The following is a 20,661-nucleotide window of genomic DNA, read 5'->3' as shown; positions in this document are numbered from 1 at the left end:
GGGGGGGGGGGGGTTAGCAGTGTCATGAATACCTTACTAAAAAAATTCCACCACGTTTAGATTAGAAATCTATCACGAAAGAGGAAAAGAATCTTATTTTAACAAAATAACTTAAAACACATTAATAATTAACATGTTAAAATTCAATAAATTAAGAAATAGCAAAGATTTAATCAACTCTTCTCATTCCTGTTATTTTATCTATTGTATAATAAGGGAAATCCTCCTCGCGCTCAATTTTATTCAAAACATTTTTACTATGTTTATTCAAAAAATCTATGGTTCCTTCGTAAAAGCACCAGCCAGGACGCCTACTATTTTCCTGGCAATCTCGCATCCATTCCTCCCAAGTAATTAGAGTAATGGAGGAGTCAAACCCTTCATCATCTTCGCAAATATAATTCGATATAGAGCTGATTATTCGCGCAAGATCCCTACCTTCATCCGATCTTTCTGAATCATAAAGAAATCTAACGGACTTCATATAGATTTTCTTAAATAGACTCAGTTGCTCCCAAGTTACGCCATGCTTACATAAATAAAGGAGCCAAGGTGTAGCTATTTTTCCCCATAAGGGGTCTTCTCGTATATGTTCAACACGATCCCAAGTAGCGTTTCGAGCATGTAACAACAATTGTTCGTATTCATTTTGAGAAGTAGATTGCGCAAACATCCACACGTAGGGATGGAATACTGTATCCAAACTATCTGACAAACCTAGACGGCTGAGCCAATAAGTTGGCGGATCTAAATCTTCTAATTCAGGAAATTCTCTAGGACCTAACTGGATGAACTCATTGATTAAATAAAAAGGACAATGCGTAAGCAAAAGATCTTCTAAATCTAACAGCTCAACTCCCCCACAAGCTGTTTGCAATCGCTCAAAACCAAACTTTTCTGCTTTTTCCCTAGACGTATCGAAAATAAAATCTCCGGAATCCAGCCATGATAAAATATCACGCAACTCATACAGCTCTAATCTTTGTTTAAGAACCAACTCACAAATCACACTAGGGTAGGCTGCACGAAGAACAGTAAGGAAACCCTCAGGAATAGGAGGTTTTATTCTCAACCGTAGCACTATTCCCACAGAAACTAAGAAAATACCCGAGCATAAACTAAAAAGCAGACAAGGAAGTAATACCGAATGAACTATTCCATAGACAATAGGAATAGCAAGTATAGTAGAAAGGATAAGCAAACAAATCCCGCTGACTAATAAAGCGGTCTTATTCAACTTATCCATCAGATAACGAATACAGATGTTTTCTCCAATTATTGGGAAAACCACATGAGTAATGGAGCCGGGCACATTATACTCCTAATCACACATAAAATCATATTCTCAGAATATCCGTATCATACTGAAAATTAAGATCAAAGGACAATAATCCCTGGGAAAATAAACTTGCAAATTATTTCTAAATAAAGATGAACCCAAAGTCTTTGCTCGATTGTCCCTAATCATTTTTTCAGGATTACAGCAAGTCTGAAAAATCGATTCCAGAAGGCATTATAAGTGGAGTTGAAACAATCATAGATATGAGCTCTTTAGAAATTAAAGTGTCCAAATACCTAAACGACGATGTAGTGCTAAATATTTTCGACACCCTCCTTATTAATAATAATCAAAAACTGATACTAATTAATATAAATTAGTTATGATCCAACCTCTGTCGTTCTCCTGTACAAGAATCATAAGTGTAGTACGGCATCCCACTTAATTCTTCGCAATTAAATGAAATCTCCTTAAGAGCTTCTGATCCATTTCGTCTGGCATTTAACAACTTTATGGTTGATTCATGCGCTCTCCATCTTTCGCCTCTTCTAGAACTTTCAGATCGATCTTCTATCCATTCTTCCCATGTAAATAATGCAATATTTGGATCAAAGTTTTCTTTCTTCTCATTGATATATGCAAAAACAGCGACCAAGTTTCTTACTAAATGCTCTCCTCGACTTTGTTGTTCAATTTCACAGAGAAAATTCACAGAACGGCTATCTATTTTTGTAAACAACTGCAACTGTTCCCAACTCACTCCGTGCTTACATAAATGAAGGAGCCAGGTAGAAGTCCCTAAATCCCATCGAACACTACTCTTTGTGGAAGAAAAACTTGGTTAGTATTCGTTATCTGAATAGACCTGTAGACGATTTTTCAAATCAGAAATTAAATCCTGAATTTGCTCCCATGTATTATTCTTAGAATGATCGAACATAGTCTCATATTCTTCTCGGGTTGCCACTCGGGATAAAATCCAAACAGATGGAATAAAAATTGTATCTATTCGACTCACAAATCCTAAACGACTGGTCCAATAAACAGCAGGAGATATTCTCTCTGCTAAAGGCAGTTCTCTATCCCCTAATGCAATCAACTTATCGAGAAAATAAAAAGGACATTCTTTTAGTAAAATTTCATCCAGAGGTTGTAGCTCAATATCACGACAATTAGATTCTATAACAGATAAACTGAAACTTTGTAATTTCATCCTGAGACCTTCAGGATAATTTTCAAGTCTTCTACCCTCAATCAAGCCTTCTATAAGAAGGCGTAGCTCTTGAACGGTTAAGTACCTCTCAATACATATCTGATGGATGATAGTAGGATAATTTTTTGCTACTATAGCAAGAAATCCTTTTGGAAGAGGCGTTCTTTGGCCTACACAACTTGTAGCATCGACTGTAGCCTCTGCATCGATTACTAATTGATTATCATATAACCAACTGAAATCAAGATCTATTTCCAAACTATCTTCTTCTCTAATAGAAGTATCACCAACAATACTAGAATCTAGCATAGACGCAGAAATACTCTCGGAATATGATTCTGGAGTTTCAGCTAAAACAAAATCATTATCGGAAGATTCCCTATTATCAATTGTAGAACCCAATACAGATGTAGCACTAACCTCTATAGATTCCTCTAAAGAAGAACTCTCTTCAGTAGGCAAGGAGACAGAACCATTTGTCCCAGAATCAACGATAGGCGTTATAACAACATGAGGACGTCTAGAATAATATAAAGTAGAGATTAATAACACTCCACAAAGCACTAAAGAGATTACTAAACCTAATATTATTACTAGTTCAGAAATTCCGCTCAAAACAACAGAAGCCAAGACAAAAGATATGATCGCAAAAAAAACGCCAGCTATAACTACAGCCTGATTATATAAGCGTTGCGAAATGCAAGAATACGAATAATCATCAATTAAAGATGATCTAACACAGCAAAAAAATGTATTAAGACAACCCATTGACCCACAACTATCAAGAATAGTTTCTTATCCAATGACAGGGGTGCAATAAGTTAAAATAAAAAGCCCTGATATATTAGGGAAAGCAGTCTATTTATAATTAACTAATTAGTGAATCTATATTTTTAGTTGTAGAATCATTCTCCAAGAGAAAAATAAACTAAGAGATTAACAAACAATATATTGGAGAATCATTCATGAGAGCTGTCTGGGCAAAAAAAAATTAAGCTTATCCACTAAGGTATAAAGGCTCTGGTTAGTCTCACAAGAAAAAAAACAACTGTAGAATCTCTACATCTTGGTAAAGATTGTCAGGAATGTGCATTTGTGAATTAATAATGACTTCTTATAACTATTACGCCCCTATGAACGTTACCGATCTTCTTATCTATTTAAACGATCTACTATCTTCGGAATCATTTCCTGATTATGGACCTAACGGTTTACAAATAGGAAATCTCAACACGAATGTTGAGAAAATAGCTGTTGGGGTAACTGCAGATTTATCAACAATACAAGCAGCCATCAAATTAGGCGCTAACATATTAATTGTTCATCACGGATTGTTTTGGAAAGGGATGTCCTATCCTATTACAGGAATGCTTTATAATCGTATACAACTCCTGATTAAGCATGACATACAGTTATTAGCTTATCATTTACCCCTCGATGCGCATCCAACTATTGGAAATAATTGGAAAGCAGCGCGAGATTTACAATGGACAAACTTACAGCCATTTGGGAGTTCTCTTCCTTATCTAGGAGTCCAAGGATCTTTCCCATCAATACCTATAGAAAATTTTGTAGAGAATCTATCCAATTACTACCAATCTCCCATAAAAGCTCAAGCGCTTGGTGGCCCACAAACCATTTCCTCAGCAGCATTAATCTCCGGTGGAGCTTACAAAGAGCTATCTCAAGCTATTCTTTGTAATATTGATTGTTTCATTACGGGAAATTTTGATGAACCTGCATGGTCCACGGCCCTAGAAAATCACATACATTTTCTAGCCTTTGGTCATACAGCGACAGAAAAAGTAGGACCAAGAGCTCTCGCACATTATCTTCAGACAAACCTACAAGTTTCCTCAACATTTATTGATACTGACAATCCATTTTAATATATAAAAAATGTGCGTGATCGTTCTTGGCTTTTTCTTAGAACTTACCTTATAGTAAGTTCTTTTTTACTATTTTAAAAATCCATAGATTATCATGACCGTAGATACAGAAAAACAACAAGTAGTTCGTCCAAGAAACGAAATCCCTGCCGAGGACTGCTGGGATGTAAACCCTCTATACCCCAATAGAGCGGACTGGAAAGCAGATTTGGATGCTTTCGGGATGAAAACAGACGGTTCATTTACCTGGCCAGAACTGCAAGCAACGCAATACCAACTTGAGAATTCAGAATCTCTCCTCTCTCTATTAACCAAACTCTTCTCAGTTGAAAGAAAGCTTGACAAACTCTACGTTTACGCTCATCTAGTTCATGATCAAGACATAACAAACCAAGAAGGAATCGCAGATCTAAAATCGATCACACATTTGTATACTCTCTTTTCTGAAGAAATCTCCTGGATACAACCTGCTTTAATTAGTTTATCAGAGACGATAATAGCACAACATTTATCGGCTCCCTCCCTAGCGTCCTATAGATTCTATTTAGAGAAAATCTTTAGACTATCTATGCATACAGGCACTCCTGGAGAAGAAAAAATCTTAGCTTCCGCTTTTGCTCCTTTTGAAGTAGCTAGTAAGGCATTTTCTTCTTTAAGTGATTCAGAAATTCCCTTTGGTCAAGCTACGGATTCAAAAGGCAATTCTCATCCCCTTTCTCATGCATTAGCATCATTATATATGCAGTCTACGGATAGAGAATTAAGAAAAACAGCTTACCTAGCACAGTGTGAAAGATATTATAATTATCGACATACCTTTGCTAATCTCCTTAATGGAAAAATTCAAGCACATCTATTCTATGCAAAAAACAAGAAATACGGCTCCTGTCTAGAATCAGCATTGTATCATAATAATATTCCGACAACGGTCTACACTAATCTTATGGAAATCGTGAAGAAGAATTCTTCGCTGATTACAAAATACTACTCTCTAAAACAGAAAGCTTTAAATTTAAAAGATTTCCATTTTTATGATGTATATGCTCCTCTAAGTCAATCTGAGGAAAAGAAATATTCTTACGAAGAAGCTGTCGATCTTATCCACAGTAGTCTATCACCACTTGGAACTGAATATGTTGATATTTTGAAACGGGGATTAACTACAGAAGGTTGGGTAGACAAATACGAGAACCTTAACAAACGCTCTGGAGCTTATTCTTCGGGATGTTATGACAGCTATCCCTATATTCTATTAAACTACACCGGAACATTATATGATGTGTCTGTAATTGCTCATGAAGGCGGTCACAGCATGCATTCCTATTTCAGCAGAAAGAATCAATCTTTCCACGAAGCGCAATACCCTATTTTTCTTGCAGAGATTGCCTCTACCCTAAATGAAATGCTTCTTATGGACTCAATGCTTAAAAATAGCGATTCTAAAGAAGAGAAAATCACTATTCTTACAAGATGTCTGGACACCATCTTTTCTACACTATTTCGTCAGGTGTTGTTTGCATCTTTTGAATACGAAGTACATTCTGCTGCAGAACAAGGTCTTCCTCTAACCGAAGAGTATCTATCCTCGGCTTATAAGAATTTACAAAATGATTTTTATGGTGAAATCGTAACATTCGACACTCTTTCTAACATAGAATGGGCAAGAATTCCTCATTTCTATTACAATTTCTACGTATACCAATACGCAACAGGCATCATTGCTTCTCTATGCTTTGCAGAAAAAATTCTTAACAAAGAAGACAACGCCCTCAACTCGTATCTGAATTTCTTAAAAAGTGGAGGCTCTGACTTCCCATTAGAAATCTTGAAGAAGTCTGGATTGGATATGACAACAAGTGAGCCAATACACAAGGCCTTTTCCTTTATAGAGAGAAAAATTCAAGAGTTATCATCTTTAATTTGAAATAACTAAAAAAAGTAGCACTTGATATTATTAAGTGCTAAAATCATTGCCAAAAACGGGAGACTCTGGTATCGTTTTCGAGAAACGGCAAAGTCTCTTAGAACATAAAACACAAGGAGCTTATAACATGTCAGATCAAGCAACGGCCCTTAGGATTAAGCCCCTGGGCGATAGAATTTTAGTGAAAAGGGAAGAAGAAGATTCCACAGCTCTCGGCGGTATCATTTTACCTGATACAGCAAAGAAAAAACAAGACCGAGCAGAGGTACTCGCCCTAGGCACAGGAAAACGAGACAAGGACGGTAACACTCTACCTTTCGAAGTCGCAGTGGGCGATACTGTTTTAATAGATAAATACGCGGGACAAGAACTTACCATCGAAGGTGAGGAGTACGTCATTGTTCAGGAAAGCGAAGTTATGGCAGTTCTCAAGTAAGATAAATCATTATTTATAGATTGCAAAAAGTTAAGGAGCACAAAAACAATGGCAGCAAAAAATATTAAATATAACGAAGACGCCAGAAAGAAAATCCATAAAGGGGTTAAAACTCTTGCAGAAGCTGTAAAGGTAACCTTAGGTCCTAAAGGACGTCATGTAGTTATCGATAAAAGCTTTGGTTCTCCTCAAGTTACAAAAGACGGTGTAACTGTCGCCAAAGAAATTGAGCTCGAAGATAAACACGAGAATATGGGAGCTCAAATGGTCAAAGAAGTTGCTAGCAAAACTGCAGATAAAGCTGGTGACGGAACTACAACAGCTACTGTTCTTGCTGAAGCTATCTACAGCGAAGGATTGAGAAACGTAACTGCGGGCGCCAATCCTATGGATCTCAAAAGAGGAATCGACAAAGCAGTGAAAGTTGTTGTCGATGAAATCAAAAAAATTAGTAAACCCGTACAGCATCACAAAGAAATAGCTCAAGTAGCGACTATTTCTGCAAATAATGATTCTGAAATCGGTAATCTTATCGCCGAAGCCATGGAAAAAGTTGGCAAAAATGGCTCTATTACTGTTGAAGAAGCTAAAGGTTTCGAAACTGTTCTCGACGTTGTCGAAGGCATGAATTTCAACCGTGGATACCTATCCAGCTACTTCTCTACAAATCCTGAAACACAAGAATGTGTTTTAGAAGAAGCTCTCGTGCTTATTTATGACAAAAAAATTTCCGGAATTAAAGATTTTCTACCAGTTTTACAACAGGTAGCAGAATCTGGACGTCCCCTACTTATCATCGCCGAAGATATCGAAGGTGAAGCTTTAGCTACTTTAGTAGTAAATAGACTACGTGCTGGATTCAGAGTTTGCGCAGTAAAAGCTCCTGGATTCGGTGATAGAAGAAAAGCAATGTTAGAAGACATCGCAATCTTAACCGGCGGTCAACTTATTAGCGAAGAACTTGGTATGAAGCTTGAGAACACCACTTTAGCTATGCTAGGAAAAGCTAAAAAGGTGATAGTTTCTAAAGAAGACACAACAATTGTTGAAGGTCTTGGAAGCAAGGAAGATATTGAATCTCGATGCGACAGTATCAAAAAACAAATCGAAGATAGTACTTCTGATTATGATAAAGAGAAACTCCAAGAACGGTTAGCTAAACTTTCTGGAGGCGTAGCTGTAATCCGTGTAGGTGCTGCTACAGAAATCGAAATGAAAGAGAAAAAAGACAGAGTAGACGATGCTCAACATGCAACTCTTGCTGCAGTTGAAGAAGGTATTCTACCTGGCGGTGGTACAGCTTTAGTTCGTTGTATGCCTACTTTAGAAGCTTTCATTCCTATTCTTACAAACGAAGATGAGCAGATCGGAGCACGCATCGTTCTTAAAGCACTATCAGCTCCTTTGAAGCAAATTGCAGCAAATGCTGGTAAAGAAGGTGCTATCATCTGTCAACAAGTGCTTTCTCGCTCTTCTAGCGAAGGCTATGACGCTTTACGTGATGCCTATACTGATATGATCGAAGCAGGAATCCTTGATCCAACTAAAGTGACACGTTGTGCCTTAGAAAGCGCAGCTTCTGTAGCTGGACTTCTATTAACAACAGAAGCTTTAATCGCAGATATTCCTGAAGATAAATCCTCTTCTGCTCCCGCAATGCCAGGCGCAGGAATGGATTATTAATTGTTAAATTAGAGAATATCTTCTCTATCATTACAAGGTCTCCTTTCATCTATCTTGAGAAGAAGGGAGGCCTTTTTTTTATTTTCTAATATTTCTTTATTCATCTATGTTAGAAACTAAGATAAATAATATTCTCATCATGCATGTTTAAACTTTTAAAGAATTTATTTTTATTAGCATTTTGCATTATCGCTTACTTTTGGATTCGCAAAGAAAGCATTGTTGAGCATTGGTTATCTGCGAAGTTACACACTCAAGTAACTGTAGGAAGAGTATCTCCTAGAACTTCAGGAATGAAAATCCGTTATCTATGTATTCACAATCCCATGCCATCGGAGCGCTTTCCCTACGCTATGGAAATAGAATATGTAAACTTGCGTTTTTCTCTTATTTCTATGCTTCTATCTAAGAAAATAGAGATTTCTGATTTTCTTGTGCATGGAGCGAACTTCACTATACTCCCTTACGACAATCAATCATCGAAAACGAATTGGTCGTTGCTATGGAAAAATTTCACTCCACAAAATCTAGAGACTCTAGGCTCTTCTTCATCACAATCTTTTTCGTCAAGATTGGACGACGTTCCCGTATTAATTAAACGTTGTCTATTTGTGAACACTCGTATTCATGGAATAAAATCGAATAATAAAGAAATCCCTTATCTTGCTGTGCCATCCTTGGAATATCATAGCAACATAAGCAAACAAACTTCCCTACCTAACCTTGCTACGGCGCTTACATCTATTCTTTACCTAGCAGTAGAGGAAAGTTTGTATCATGTAAATATTCCTGGAGATATTGTTAAAGCGCTATCTAAACAATCCCACACTTATTTCAGTTCTGCATACCCTATTTTGATAGAGAATGAAGAGCCAGAAACTACAGTCACCCCAAAAAAGTCCACAGATGAAATCGTAGGATTTGTTAGAGAACTCTTCTTTCATTAAAAAGAATAAAGGATAAAATTCTTAGCCTTTTCCTATTATATCTTTTCACTTCATGTTAATGATAGCTTCGACTTAAGAAGATATTTATACAGAAAACCTATTGACTTTTTTGCTATTTCACTTAGAATTGTCTTCTTTGGATATTCCGGAGTAGCTCAGCGGTAGAGCAGTGGACTGTTAATCCATTGGTCGTTGGTTCGAACCCATCCTCCGGAGTTCTCTTTACTAGGTTCTCATGGCGTAGAGGACAATATAATCTATGACCAAACCTGTCTCACAAGAAACAATCACAAAAAATCAGACTCAAGCTAATTTCCCTCTTTGTTGTAATCGATCTATTTCCTCTTCTGCTCTAGGGGTCTTTATCAGTGTATCTGCTATTTTAGCTACAGCAGTTGTGGCCACCTGTTTGAGCCTAGCATGTTCACCAGAAATACTTATTGTCATAACTGCATTAATCACAGGGGTCCTCGTGATTCTCTGTTTTTTACAAATTGTTTTTCACATTCACGATAAGAAGCAAAAGGCAATAAAATATCCGCCTCACCTACAGTCCACACCGATAGTATCCACAAAAATTCCAGCTCTTCCACAACTTCCTGAAGCTATTTTTAGAGAATTAAAACAAAAGATATCTTCAGCATCTGGGCAAGCAACAATAGAAAACCTCCTGCACGTCAATCAAGAGGATTTCTTCCCTGATAAGGATGCTTGGGTAGAGATCTTTCTAAAAGATTCACAATTTTTATTACAAAGCATCCTTGCTTCATGGAAAACTTGCCAAATAGATGGTGAGGAGGTAACTCTATCTAGAAATCACATAGGATTTAATATCATCCTTACATCTCGTGATTTCACAGAACTTGAAGCAGAACCTGTTATCAATGAACAATCAAAACGCTGCTACATACATCAGGTGCTTCAAAAGGATTTATCCCAAAATATAGAAAGCCAAGTTGTAAGAACGAAATTGGGAGACGTAAGTTACGTACTTCCTATCCTTCGAGATTCTTTAATACCCAACGAAAATACCGTTATAGAAAGTAAAGAAGATATCGATGAAACCCTTTATAAAATTTTCAAAAGTTTCTTCACTAAGTATTACGTAGGATTAAATTCTAGCGTTTCCAAAGAAAAAATTATTAACCTAGAACTACTTAAATCAGGATGTCCTGATATCAGAGTACGTCAAATAGAAATTATCGCGCTATTTTGTGCTATTGAACAAATGCGCTTCACGCAAACACCGGGAATACCAAATTTACGTAGAAATACAGTTGATTCTCAGCAATTACCGGCATCAACTCCGATACAGCAGCTAGCGCCTAACACAAAATATGCACCCCAACCATCGGCGCCTATAGCAACTGCTTATGAATCTCCCTATAATCGGCTACGAACATTAATACCCAAAGATACGCAATCTCCCGGATCCGCAAGGACAACCCCCGCATCAGCAATTCGCAATCGCAATACGAGCCCCTCATTATTTCTACAGCAATCTCCCTATAGCCAACTGCGAGCAAAAACACCTGCAAATCATCGACACACAGCATCGAGGGAGGCAATCTCCACACCTCAATTTGATGAAATTCAAACTTTCTTAGTTGAGGAGAGATCTCAAGAAGATATTCCAACAGATGCAAGCCAAACGTCCGTTTATATTTTATCCCCAGAAGATTATTGGAAGATATTTGTAGAGAAAGATACGACATCATTCCCAAGAGAATGTTCTCCATACGGACTTATTTCCCATCCTCAAGGAAATCATGAAGATTCCATGCGAAATCTAAATCAAGCCCGTTTTGTGGAAACAGAAAATCTAGTTATTGCTAACTTAACTGAAGATGAAATTTTAAATCTCAGTCATCTGTCTAGACAAACAAATCTTAAACGATCCCGAGATAACGCCGATTAAATTATGTAATTATAGACGTAGTTGTATGAAGTAAACGTGATAAAAGAGATGCGCGATACTGATCCAAAACTATGGTATTTGTTAAAATTTCTCGAGCTTTAACAACATTGTCCTCTGTCATCTGACAACGCTCAGGAAGATACTCTATATGCAATCCAGAAAGAATAACCAAACCTTTCTCCAAGCGTCGAGAAATAATCGCGGCAGGCTGATCAGGAAGATCCTCATAACGCGCTTCTACACAAATCTCTGCACAGGTATCAGCACATTCAAAATACGGACCACCGTTAAATAAAGCCCAACCACGTGCATTTAAATTAGAAAAAAACAGCGGCGCAGCACGTACACCTATCGGGCTTGTATAAGAGAATAACGTACCGTAAGCAGGACCTACAGCACGGCCAGGGAAAAAACCCAACGCCCGATCGGCAACATAAAGAGAGCCATCGGGCTCATTAAAACTTAAGCTTTTACACGCAAAATAAGCTCCAGCGCAAATACCTAGATAATTCCCACCTTCACGAATATAATTATCTATTCTTGCAGTGCCTAAACCTTGTAAGACTCTATGATAGGGACGATCGGCACCTCCAGGCATAATCAGTAGACGCGCCGTGAATTCCCATAAAGGATCGTAAAGAAGGAAATTCCCGTCCACACGACAGATCTCTAGGTTTTCCTCAGAGGGAAGACTATTTTTCAACCAGCGGATCAAATGACGCAAATAATAAGGGGAAACGCCTTCGTCAGAGTAAACAAGTACTTTGGTTCTCATAGAAAATAAACCGAGGATTAATACTTGGATTAGAATCACCCAAGTATTATAAAGTGTTCAATCCATTAAAAATGTTGTTTATGGTAAAATATCTCTTTTATTGCCTATAAAACCATTTAATTCTTTCAAAGGCAGATATGTTTGTTAACGATTCTCAAACAAAACAATCCCGTAGCGTCCCTGTAGGACTATTTCATAGCCTATTGGCCTGTCTCTATTGGGGGATAGTCTTCGTCATTCCTAATTTGTTAGAATCTTTTCAAGAACTTGATATTGTCTTAACTCGTTATACCATTTTTGGGATTTTTTCTCTTTTCCCTATCCTATGGAAAAGACAAAATATCTTTAAAAACATCTCTTTGCATGTTTGGGGTCAAAGCTTCCTCTGGGCCTTTCTTGTAAATATGGTCTACTATTTTGGCATTGCTCTGGCAATTCGTTACGTAGGGGCCGCTATAACGATTATTATCGCTGGATTAGCTCCCATAGCTGTTCTCTTTCATTCAAATGTAAAGAAAAAAGAGCTTTCCTATACCCTACTTTCTGCGATCAGCTGTGTGATTTTCTTAGGAGTTGTGTTAACAAATCTCTCGGAATTTCATTCAACAACAGCAGTAAACCCTCTACAGTATTTTATAGGACTTTCTTGTGTCATCATATCTACAGGCATTTGGGTTGCTTATATTATCTGTAACTACGACTTTTTGTTAAAAAATCCTAATATTTCTCCAGATTTATGGTGTGGGATGTTGGGGGTAGCCTCACTGGCTATTTGCCTCCCTTTGATTATTATCTTTGATTGTCTGGGCATCACGCATATTGCTCATAATTTTATAGCACACACGCCAACATCAGAACGGTTACTCTTTATTCTTCTATGCTCAGCTATGGGAATATTCTCCTCATCACGAGCCATCACCTCGTGGAATAAGGCTAGCTTGCATCTATCTCCTGCTCTTTTAGGATCTATGTTAATCTTTGAGCCTATTTTTGGTTTGATTTTATCCTATCTTTATGAAAAGACTCTGCCCACCATACAAGAGGGTATTGGGATTTTCCTAATGTTAGGAGGCAGTCTCATTTGCTTAATTCTCTTCGGGAGAAAGGCAAATCAAAAGGAACCAGAGGAATCCAAGATTCTCCCCTCTGCAGATTAGCCCACAAAATTTCTCATGACGAATTTATAAAACTCGTTTTTAAGCATCCGGGAGTGATTTTTAATTCGGGATGAAAAGTTCGTCTTTAAAAATACTCATCGAATAAAAAATTTATCTTCAGCTACACTCACCTTACTATCTTAATCAAGGAAACTTGATAAAGATTAAATCAAAATCTCGCGTTTGAAAATACAGAGCACAATGTATAACGCGAATATCTTGGTGAGAAAAAAGAAACTACGTACGTGTTCTTATGGACACATTGAAAATACTAGTGTATAGGTGTCTTCCGTTATTACACTTAAACGCTAGGGAGTTTTTCAGTCTCCAATATATAAACAGTATTGGAGAAGGGCAACTAGCGTGCCTTAGGAGGCAAGCAACTTGAAAAAGGTTATACTCCCAAATCCCCTAAGCTATAGCTATAAAAATATGTCAGTTAATTCTCCTACGACACTCGTCCCCCTAAATTAGATTTAAGAATTCTATGGAGAAAATTTCCGGAAAATTAGAAAGCATACTTTTTGAAGATCAGGATTCAAAAGAAACCGCTGCGCATATGAGAATACCCTATAAGGGTACAATCATCGTTATCAAAGGTCAGTTTCCTGATTCTTTTCTACAAATTGGTATGCAGCTACATCTCTATGGAAAATGGGCAGAAAATCAAAACTTAGGAAAATACTTCCAAGTATACAGTTGCGACTCTCTAGAAATGGGAGATAGTCGTGGAGTAGTCAATTATCTTACCTCTAAGCTTATCAAAGGCATCGGACCAAAAATCACTGAAAAGATTATTGAAAAATTCCAAAATGAGACAGCTGATATTCTTGATAATCAACCAGAAAGATTGATCGAAATTCCAGGAATTAGCCAAACCCGTTGTGATAGTTTATGTAAACAACTTCGCGAACAAAAAGATCTAAGAACCGCTCTTCTTTTCTTACAACAATACAATATTGCTATCCACTATGGCGTAAGAATTTATAAAAAATACAAAGAACATTCTATAGAGAAAATCTGTGAAGACCCCTTCCTACTTGCTAGGGAAATGGAGGGTATTGGATTTAAAACCGCTGATCTGATCGCTACACGCTTAGGGGTACCATTAAACTCACAAAGCAGATTATTTGCAGGAATACAACATTCTCTAGAAGAACTCCAAGAAGACGGTCATACATGCTATCCTCTACAAAGTCTTGCTCAATCTGTGGAGAAACTCCTGAACCAAGATATTCCTGAAAAACTTATACAGATTGAAGAAATCATCTCTCAAGTATACAGCATGCGAGAGAAAAATCTTTTGCACATTCAGGAATTAGAAAACATACCTCACGTATGGGTGAAGCATATTTATCTTGCAGAAAGGACAGTAGTTTCCGATTTAAAACGGATCTTATTTTCCTCAAGGAAAATTCGCCCTATAGATGGAAATAAAGCCATTCAATGGGTTGAGGATAATTTAAGCCTTCACTTAGAGCAAAATCAAAGAGAAGCTGTTCGTGCATGTTTTTTAGAAAAGATTCATATCATTACTGGAGGGCCAGGGACAGGAAAAAGTACCATCACTAAGGCTATCCTTAAGATATTTGAGCAGGTTACCTATAAAATCATTCTAGCAGCTCCCACTGGGAAAGCAGCAAAACGCATGACAGAAATTACTGGAAAACATTCGGTGACTATTCATGCCCTACTACAATATGATTTTAAGACACGTTCATTTCGTAAGAATTATGAAAATCCCATAGATTGCGATTTAATCATAGTCGATGAATCGGGAATGATGGATACATATCTCCTATACCATTTTCTAAAAGCTCTTCCTGATCATGTGATTGTTATTCTGATTGGAGATGTACATCAGCTGCCTAGTATTGGCCCTGGGAATATCTTAAAAGATATTATCAATTCTAAAAAAATCACCGTAACTAAGCTAAACAAGATTTTCCGTCAGGTGCATGACTCAAACATCATTATCAATGCTCATAAAGTAAATGAAGGTGAATTCCCTATACTGTATTCTGAATCAGGACGTAAGGATTTCTTATTTTTTCAAAAGGAAGATCCTCAGGAAGCTGTAGATCATATTGTCCATCTAGTCACACAGTTTATCCCTAAGAAATACCATATTTACCCTAAAGACATTCAGATTCTCGCCCCAATGAAAAAAGGTATTTTAGGAATCCATAATCTCAATAAAATATTAAAATCTGCTTTAAATCCTAAACAAGCAACTCTCCATGGAAGGTTTCACTCCTACGCTATTGGAGATAAAGTTATGCAAATCCGCAATAACTATAATAAAGAAGTATTCAACGGAGATATTGGCTACATCTCCATGATCAACTTTGAAAATAAGCGTGTTATAGTAAATATGGAAGGAAAGTACGTTGTATATTCCTTCTCAGAACTTGATGATCTTGTTTTAGCCTACGCCACTTCAGTACATAAATATCAGGGAAGTGAAAGTCCCTGTATTGTCCTTCCTATACATACATCTCATTTTATGATGCTGTATAGAAATCTTCTCTACACAGCAATTACAAGGGGAAAACAGCTTGTGATTCTCGTGGGAACAAAAAAAGCAATTGCTATAGCCACAAGAAATGATAAGGTACAACATCGCTGTACAGGACTTGTACAAGCTCTTGAGCAACTTACACAACCCGAACAAGAAACCTTCTCATTTTCATGAGATAAAGAAGAGACTAATCTACAATTGTAAATAACAACTGCGGTGTTGTTAAATGGAAAACCTCATCAGAGAATTCTAAAAATTCTGCATTCCAAAGGTTTGCCACACGATCCTTATCCTGATTTTCAAGATCTAGAGATTTTGGGGAAAGCATGTTCCATATCTCCCAAGCTGTCCCTGGAAGAACAGGATATGCAATCAATGCCAGCAATTTCTGACAATAACACGCACAAAAAAGTATAGCCTCTACACGACGCGATAATCCGTCTTTAAGAAGCTTCCATGGCGCCTGATCGTTAAAGTATACATTTCCTAACGCTGCCAACTCCATAATTGCCGAACATGCCTTACGCAAGCTATACTTACTATAATGCGCTTGAGCCTCCTGAACAATTCTTTGTGCATCAGCCAAAAATTGTCTATCCTTGTCTTCTAACATATCTGCAAGACATGTTAATTCTCTAAACCCATTTTTCTCTGCAAAAGCAAGTACACGATTAATAAAATTCCCAAACTTACCAACAAGCTCTGAATTACATCGCGTTTTAAAATCTATGAAAGTAAATTCACTATCAGAAGTTTCTGGAGCCGTAGCCGCTAATACATAACGTAATTTATCCAGGGAATATGTATCCAAGAAGGCATCCATATCTACATAATTCCCCTCAGATTTACTGAATTGATAACCTTCGAGAAGATAAAATTCTGAAGATATTAAAGCCTCTACCTTCTTATAAGAGATGCATTGGCCTAATTCCATAGCTGGAAATATCGCTGCATGAAAAGGGATATTATCCTTACCTATAAATTGCACGTACTCTGTGGATTCTTCCAACCAAAAGTCTTTCCACGCGTCAGGGTTATTCCGAGATGCTGCCCAATCCATAGTTGCGCTAATATAACCAATAGGGGCATCAAACCAGACATAAAATACCTTATTTGGGAAATCAGGAACGGGAATCCCCCAAGATAAATCTCTAGTAATGGCACGTGGACGTAAATTCTTAATATAATCTACAACAAACTTACGAATATGCTCAGGTAAATATACTTTTTCTATAAAGGCTAATAAAGGCTCAATCATACGTTCTAAATGGAAATAGGCATGCTCCGTCTCTTTAAGAACTAATTGAGATCCCGACAATTTAGATCGTGGATTAATTAAATCGGTAGCTTCGTAATCAGCACCGCATTTTTGACATTCATCACCGCGCGCGCTATCAAATCCACATTTTGGACATACACCTTCTACATAACGGTCAGCAAGGAAACGCTTTTCATCTTCAGAATATAGCTGAAGCGAAATTTGGTTTTCTACTAAACCTTTGGATTTAAGCTCCAGGTAAAAATCTTCAACAAGAGTTTTATGAAAAGGATTCGTTGTACGTGAGAAGAAATCTAGGGAAATCCCCAATTTATCGAAAGTATCCTTATGTATCTTATGATACATATTCACATACTCTTGATACCCTAAACCTACGCGTTCGGCATTTAATGTGATTGCGATTCCATACTCATCAGAACCACAAATATAAAGAACATTATCCCCTAATAATCTGCGAAATCTAGCATAGACATCCGCAGGCAAATAGGCCCCAGCTATATGTCCAAAATGTAGAGGTCCATTCGCATAAGGTAATGCCGAGGTAATTAAAACGCGCGCGGGCATTATTTCACATCACTCCATGTGTAAGCTGAAGGGTCTTTTCTTCTTCCTGATGTAGTTCCTTCTCTTTTTCTCTCACTAACCGGAGCAGCAACATTTTCTACATCTTCTTCCGTAAAATCTGCTTGCACACCGTCCCTTTCTAGTAAAACTAACGCCTCAATAGCTGCATTAGAAGAACGTACGTCGCCTTTTGTTATTCTAATTTTTGCCTGCTTAATCGCATAATTTACTAAACTAAACGGGCTTTCAAACAATTGGTTTAACTTTTCATTTGTTAAACGATCTTTGTTGCTCATAATACGTTCCTATGTTCTTCTGCTATAAAAATACTCTTCAAAATCTCGTAAGATTTTTCCAAATCATCATTGATAATGACGTATTCAAATTGATTCGATGCAGCTTGCTCAATGAGACTATGCTGCAATCGTTCTTGTCTTTGAGAATCTCTCTCAGATCCTCTATGTTTTAAACGTCTCTCTAGTTCCTCTTGAGAAGGCGCGGAAATAAAAATAGTAACTGTAGGGATCTTACTTTTTAAAGATAAAGCACCCTCCACATCAATCACTGCAATTGCATGTTTTCCTGATTTCCAAATCTCATCAATTTCTAAACGACTAGTTCCATAATACTCCCCAAAAAGCGAGACCCACTCTAGAAAATCATTGTTATCTAATCGTTGTTTAAACTCTTCTTGAGATACAAACCAGTAATCTATACCAGAAACTTCTTCAGGACGAGGAGATCGTGTTGTTAAGGATAAGGTTTTTTGAAAAGATTCCGGGAATTCCTGTGCTAACATACGCACTAATGTAGTTTTCCCAGCTCCTGCAGGAGCACTAATAGTAAATAGTTTCGGTGCACATGAAATTTGATCAGGTGAAAAAGGAACACGAACTTTATCTTTCATAAAATATTAGGATACCTGCCTTATGGGAGCAAAACTCTTTCTATGACAATCACAGGGGCCGAAAGCCTTCAATGCTGCTAAATGCGCAGCAGTTCCATAACCTTTATGCTTATCAAAGCCATACTCAGGATAGCGTTGATGAAGCTCTCGCATTAAGTCATCTCTATATTCTTTAGCTATTATCGATGCCGCGGCTATAGATGCGGATTTTGAATCCCCTTTGATGATCTTCTTACAAGGAATTTTATGGGGTAAATGTAAACCATCTATTAGAAGAAAATCAGGATAAACAGAGAGACTGGCTATTGCTTTCGCCATAGCTTCCTTGGTTGCTTCAAGAATATTGATCTCATCTATTCTTTCTACAGAGACGACTCCGATTCCATAACATACATCTGGATCATTCAATAGGATATCGCGAATTTTAGCTCTTTCCTTAGGAGTCAACTTTTTACTATCATTCACTCCAGCAAATATCTTACCTCGAGGAAGGATGCAGGCTCCTGCAACTACAGGCCCTGCTAGAGGGCCCCTTCCGACCTCATCCACTCCAGCTATTATAGAAAAACCCTCATCAAAAACTTCTTCTTCAAAGATAGTTTTTGATAAAAATAATTGTTCTTCATCAATAGCCAGTGTCTTCATAGATCGGTATATCTTAAGTAAAATCAGAAATCAGCTAAATTCAATAGATATAACTAACTACTTCTTAGCAGCTCTAGGCCCAATATATTCTTTAACTTTAGCAGCCTTACCAGTCTTACCTTTTAAGTAGTATAGACGAGCTCTGGAAACTTTACCGCGTTTTACCACTTCAATACTTACGATCTTAGGACTATGAAGTAAGAAACTCTTTTCCATGCCTTCGCCATAAGCCACGCGGTGCAAAGCAATAGTTTCTCCTGCTCCTCCGCCTCTACGAGCCATCACTGTCCCTTGGAAAACCTGTGTACGCTCTTTACCACCGTCTACAATTTTTGTAGCTACACGAATTGTATCACCAACACAAAAATCTGTAAGGGCTTCCGTTCGAAGTTGTTCGTCTTGCAATTCCTTAATTAAGTTCCCCATATACTTCACCTAAATTTTCTATTTCTATTTTGCCTTTTTGTAAGAGATCGTCCACTGATGTCCGTCAAAATCACGCACTAATCTCACCGCTCCACGATCGTCAGCTTGTTCTAAAGTCCCTCCAAGCATTTTCCATCGTCTTAAAAAATTAAAAAAATCGTCTTCACTATCTAATCGAAGCGACAAAATGGCTGTATTTTTATTTTGTAACCCTACTTCTTGCAAATGTAGAACCATTTGCGTTTTTCCCGGGATTTGTAGTTTATCATTGCCAGGCTGATTTAATCTAAATATCTTAGAATAAAACTTTCGAGATCGTTGAACATTTTCAACCTCTAAAACTACAGCACTCTCCGCTTCTAACGCAGACTGTTTCTGTTCTTCTTCCTGAGAAAAATTTTCCTTGTTCTCTCGATCATAAAGATAGCGCAGATATAAATCAGGACGCCTTTCTCGGGTTCTATCTAAACTTACCTGCTTTCTCCATCGAGCAATTGCTTGATGATCTCCTTGAAGAAGCACCTCTGGAACCTCTTTACCTTCAAATACTCGAGGACGTGTATATTGAGGTCCCTCTAACAACCCATTTTCTAGGGAATCCTTTTCCGCACTCTCCTGGTTTCCCAAAACCCCGGGGATAAATCGAGATAAAGCATCGATGACGACTAATGCGGCAATCCCGCCATTAGTTAAAACATAATCTCCGATACTTATCTCCTCATCTACTTCACTTTCTAAAGCTCTTTCGTCAATGCCTTCATAGTGCCCGCATAAAAATATCAAATGAGAACACTTCGCCAATTCTCGGCTCTTTTGCGCTGTCAAAAGCATCCCTTGAGGAGAGAGATGTATTACCCTGGTATCACTTCTTTTAATATGCCGTATTGCCTGTACTACAGGCTCTGCCATAAGAAGCATCCCATCATTATTAAATGGGGCGTCATCTACTTGCTTCCACTTTCCTAATCCAAAATCTCGTATATCTCTGGATTGAATTTTTAACAGCCCGTTCTTAATAGCCCTGCCTAAAATACTGGACCGCAAAGGACTATCAAAATAGTCTGGGAATAAAGAAAGTATCTCGATCTCCATCCCAAC

16 protein-coding genes, 1 tRNA gene and 1 pseudogene are annotated in these 20,661 nt (G+C 37.6%); 9 read left to right on the top strand and 9 right to left on the bottom strand.

Annotation, left to right across the window (positions count from 1 at the left end; genetic code table 11):
• Positions 1 to 169 precede the first annotated feature (169 nt).
• Positions 170 to 1,312, bottom strand: coding sequence for a DUF1389 domain-containing protein (locus O6937_RS05280; RefSeq protein WP_332390593.1), 1,143 nt, complete (start codon positions 1,310 to 1,312; stop codon positions 170 to 172).
• A 343-nt stretch (positions 1,313 to 1,655) separates the two neighbouring features.
• Positions 1,656 to 2,801 (bottom strand): annotated as a pseudogene (locus O6937_RS05275) (DUF1389 domain-containing protein).
• Positions 2,802 to 3,625: 824 nt separating this feature from the next.
• Between O6937_RS05275 and O6937_RS05270 the strand changes: the two are divergent.
• The 7 genes from O6937_RS05270 (at position 3,626) to O6937_RS05240 (ending at position 11,289) form a co-directional block, all read left to right on the top strand.
• On the top strand, positions 3,626 to 4,381 hold the full coding sequence (locus O6937_RS05270) for a Nif3-like dinuclear metal center hexameric protein (protein ID WP_332390596.1): 756 nt from the start codon (positions 3,626 to 3,628) through the stop codon (positions 4,379 to 4,381).
• Between the two features lie 94 nt (positions 4,382 to 4,475).
• Positions 4,476 to 6,305: an oligoendopeptidase F gene (pepF, locus tag O6937_RS05265; protein ID WP_332390592.1), complete on the top strand. Its 1,830-nt coding sequence runs from the start codon at positions 4,476 to 4,478 to the stop codon at positions 6,303 to 6,305.
• Between the two features lie 127 nt (positions 6,306 to 6,432).
• Positions 6,433 to 6,741: a co-chaperone GroES gene (locus O6937_RS05260; RefSeq protein ID WP_332390595.1), complete on the top strand. Its 309-nt coding sequence runs from the start codon at positions 6,433 to 6,435 to the stop codon at positions 6,739 to 6,741.
• A gap of 48 nt (positions 6,742 to 6,789) precedes the next feature.
• Positions 6,790 to 8,424, top strand: coding sequence for a chaperonin GroEL (gene groL, locus O6937_RS05255; RefSeq protein WP_332390591.1), 1,635 nt, complete (start codon positions 6,790 to 6,792; stop codon positions 8,422 to 8,424).
• A 143-nt stretch (positions 8,425 to 8,567) separates the two neighbouring features.
• A complete protein-coding gene (locus O6937_RS05250) occupies positions 8,568 to 9,371 on the top strand; it encodes a hypothetical protein (protein WP_332390590.1) in 804 nt (267 codons plus the stop codon).
• Positions 9,372 to 9,515: 144 nt separating this feature from the next.
• Positions 9,516 to 9,587: transfer RNA gene (locus tag O6937_RS05245), tRNA-Asn, on the top strand.
• Positions 9,588 to 9,630: 43 nt separating this feature from the next.
• On the top strand, positions 9,631 to 11,289 hold the full coding sequence (locus tag O6937_RS05240; protein ID WP_332390589.1) for a hypothetical protein: 1,659 nt from the start codon (positions 9,631 to 9,633) through the stop codon (positions 11,287 to 11,289).
• Between the two features lies 1 nt (position 11,290).
• On the opposite strand, the gene O6937_RS05235 is transcribed toward O6937_RS05240, so the two are convergent.
• On the bottom strand, positions 11,291 to 12,064 hold the full coding sequence (locus tag O6937_RS05235) for a BPL-N domain-containing protein (protein WP_332390588.1): 774 nt from the start codon (positions 12,062 to 12,064) through the stop codon (positions 11,291 to 11,293).
• Between the two features lie 137 nt (positions 12,065 to 12,201).
• Between O6937_RS05235 and O6937_RS05230 the strand changes: the two genes are divergently transcribed.
• Positions 12,202 to 13,221: a DMT family transporter gene (locus O6937_RS05230; protein ID WP_332390587.1), complete on the top strand. Its 1,020-nt coding sequence runs from the start codon at positions 12,202 to 12,204 to the stop codon at positions 13,219 to 13,221.
• Between the two features lie 487 nt (positions 13,222 to 13,708).
• A complete protein-coding gene (gene recD2, locus O6937_RS05225) occupies positions 13,709 to 15,916 on the top strand; it encodes an SF1B family DNA helicase RecD2 (RefSeq protein WP_332390586.1) in 2,208 nt (735 codons plus the stop codon).
• Between the two features lie 13 nt (positions 15,917 to 15,929).
• Here the strand turns inward: recD2 and metG are convergent, their stop codons facing one another.
• From metG to trmD, 6 genes are read right to left on the bottom strand one after another with little or no spacing between them, the layout of a single operon-like run.
• Positions 15,930 to 17,585 (bottom strand): methionine--tRNA ligase, encoded by a 1,656-nt coding sequence (gene metG, locus O6937_RS05220; protein WP_332390585.1) that lies wholly within the window; start codon positions 17,583 to 17,585, stop codon positions 15,930 to 15,932.
• Positions 17,585 to 17,881, bottom strand: a complete 297-nt coding sequence (locus tag O6937_RS05215) for a hypothetical protein (RefSeq protein WP_332390584.1) — start codon at positions 17,879 to 17,881, stop codon at positions 17,585 to 17,587. Before O6937_RS05215 ends, metG begins: the two co-directional genes overlap by 1 nt.
• A complete protein-coding gene (gene gmk / locus O6937_RS05210; protein WP_332390583.1) occupies positions 17,878 to 18,492 on the bottom strand; it encodes a guanylate kinase in 615 nt (204 codons plus the stop codon). The genes O6937_RS05215 and gmk overlap by 4 nt, the downstream gene beginning before the upstream one ends.
• 6 nt (positions 18,493 to 18,498) lie before the next feature.
• Positions 18,499 to 19,137 carry a ribonuclease HII gene (locus O6937_RS05205; protein ID WP_332390582.1) on the bottom strand — a complete coding sequence of 213 codons (639 nt, stop codon included), beginning with the start codon at positions 19,135 to 19,137 and terminating at the stop codon, positions 18,499 to 18,501.
• A gap of 57 nt (positions 19,138 to 19,194) precedes the next feature.
• Positions 19,195 to 19,563 carry a 50S ribosomal protein L19 gene (rplS, locus tag O6937_RS05200; protein ID WP_332390581.1) on the bottom strand — a complete coding sequence of 123 codons (369 nt, stop codon included), beginning with the start codon at positions 19,561 to 19,563 and terminating at the stop codon, positions 19,195 to 19,197.
• A 24-nt stretch (positions 19,564 to 19,587) separates the two neighbouring features.
• The gene (trmD, locus tag O6937_RS05195) at positions 19,588 to 20,655 is read right to left on the bottom strand and encodes a tRNA (guanosine(37)-N1)-methyltransferase TrmD (protein WP_332390580.1); all 1,068 of its coding nucleotides are present in this window, start codon (positions 20,653 to 20,655) and stop codon (positions 19,588 to 19,590) included.
• Between the last annotated feature and the right edge of the window lie 6 nt (positions 20,656 to 20,661).

The sequence above is a fragment of the Chlamydia sp. 04-14 genome (genome assembly GCF_036632095.1).
Lineage (GTDB): Bacteria > Chlamydiota > Chlamydiia > Chlamydiales > Chlamydiaceae > Chlamydia.
This window is presented reverse-complemented; position numbering and strand designations above follow the sequence as displayed.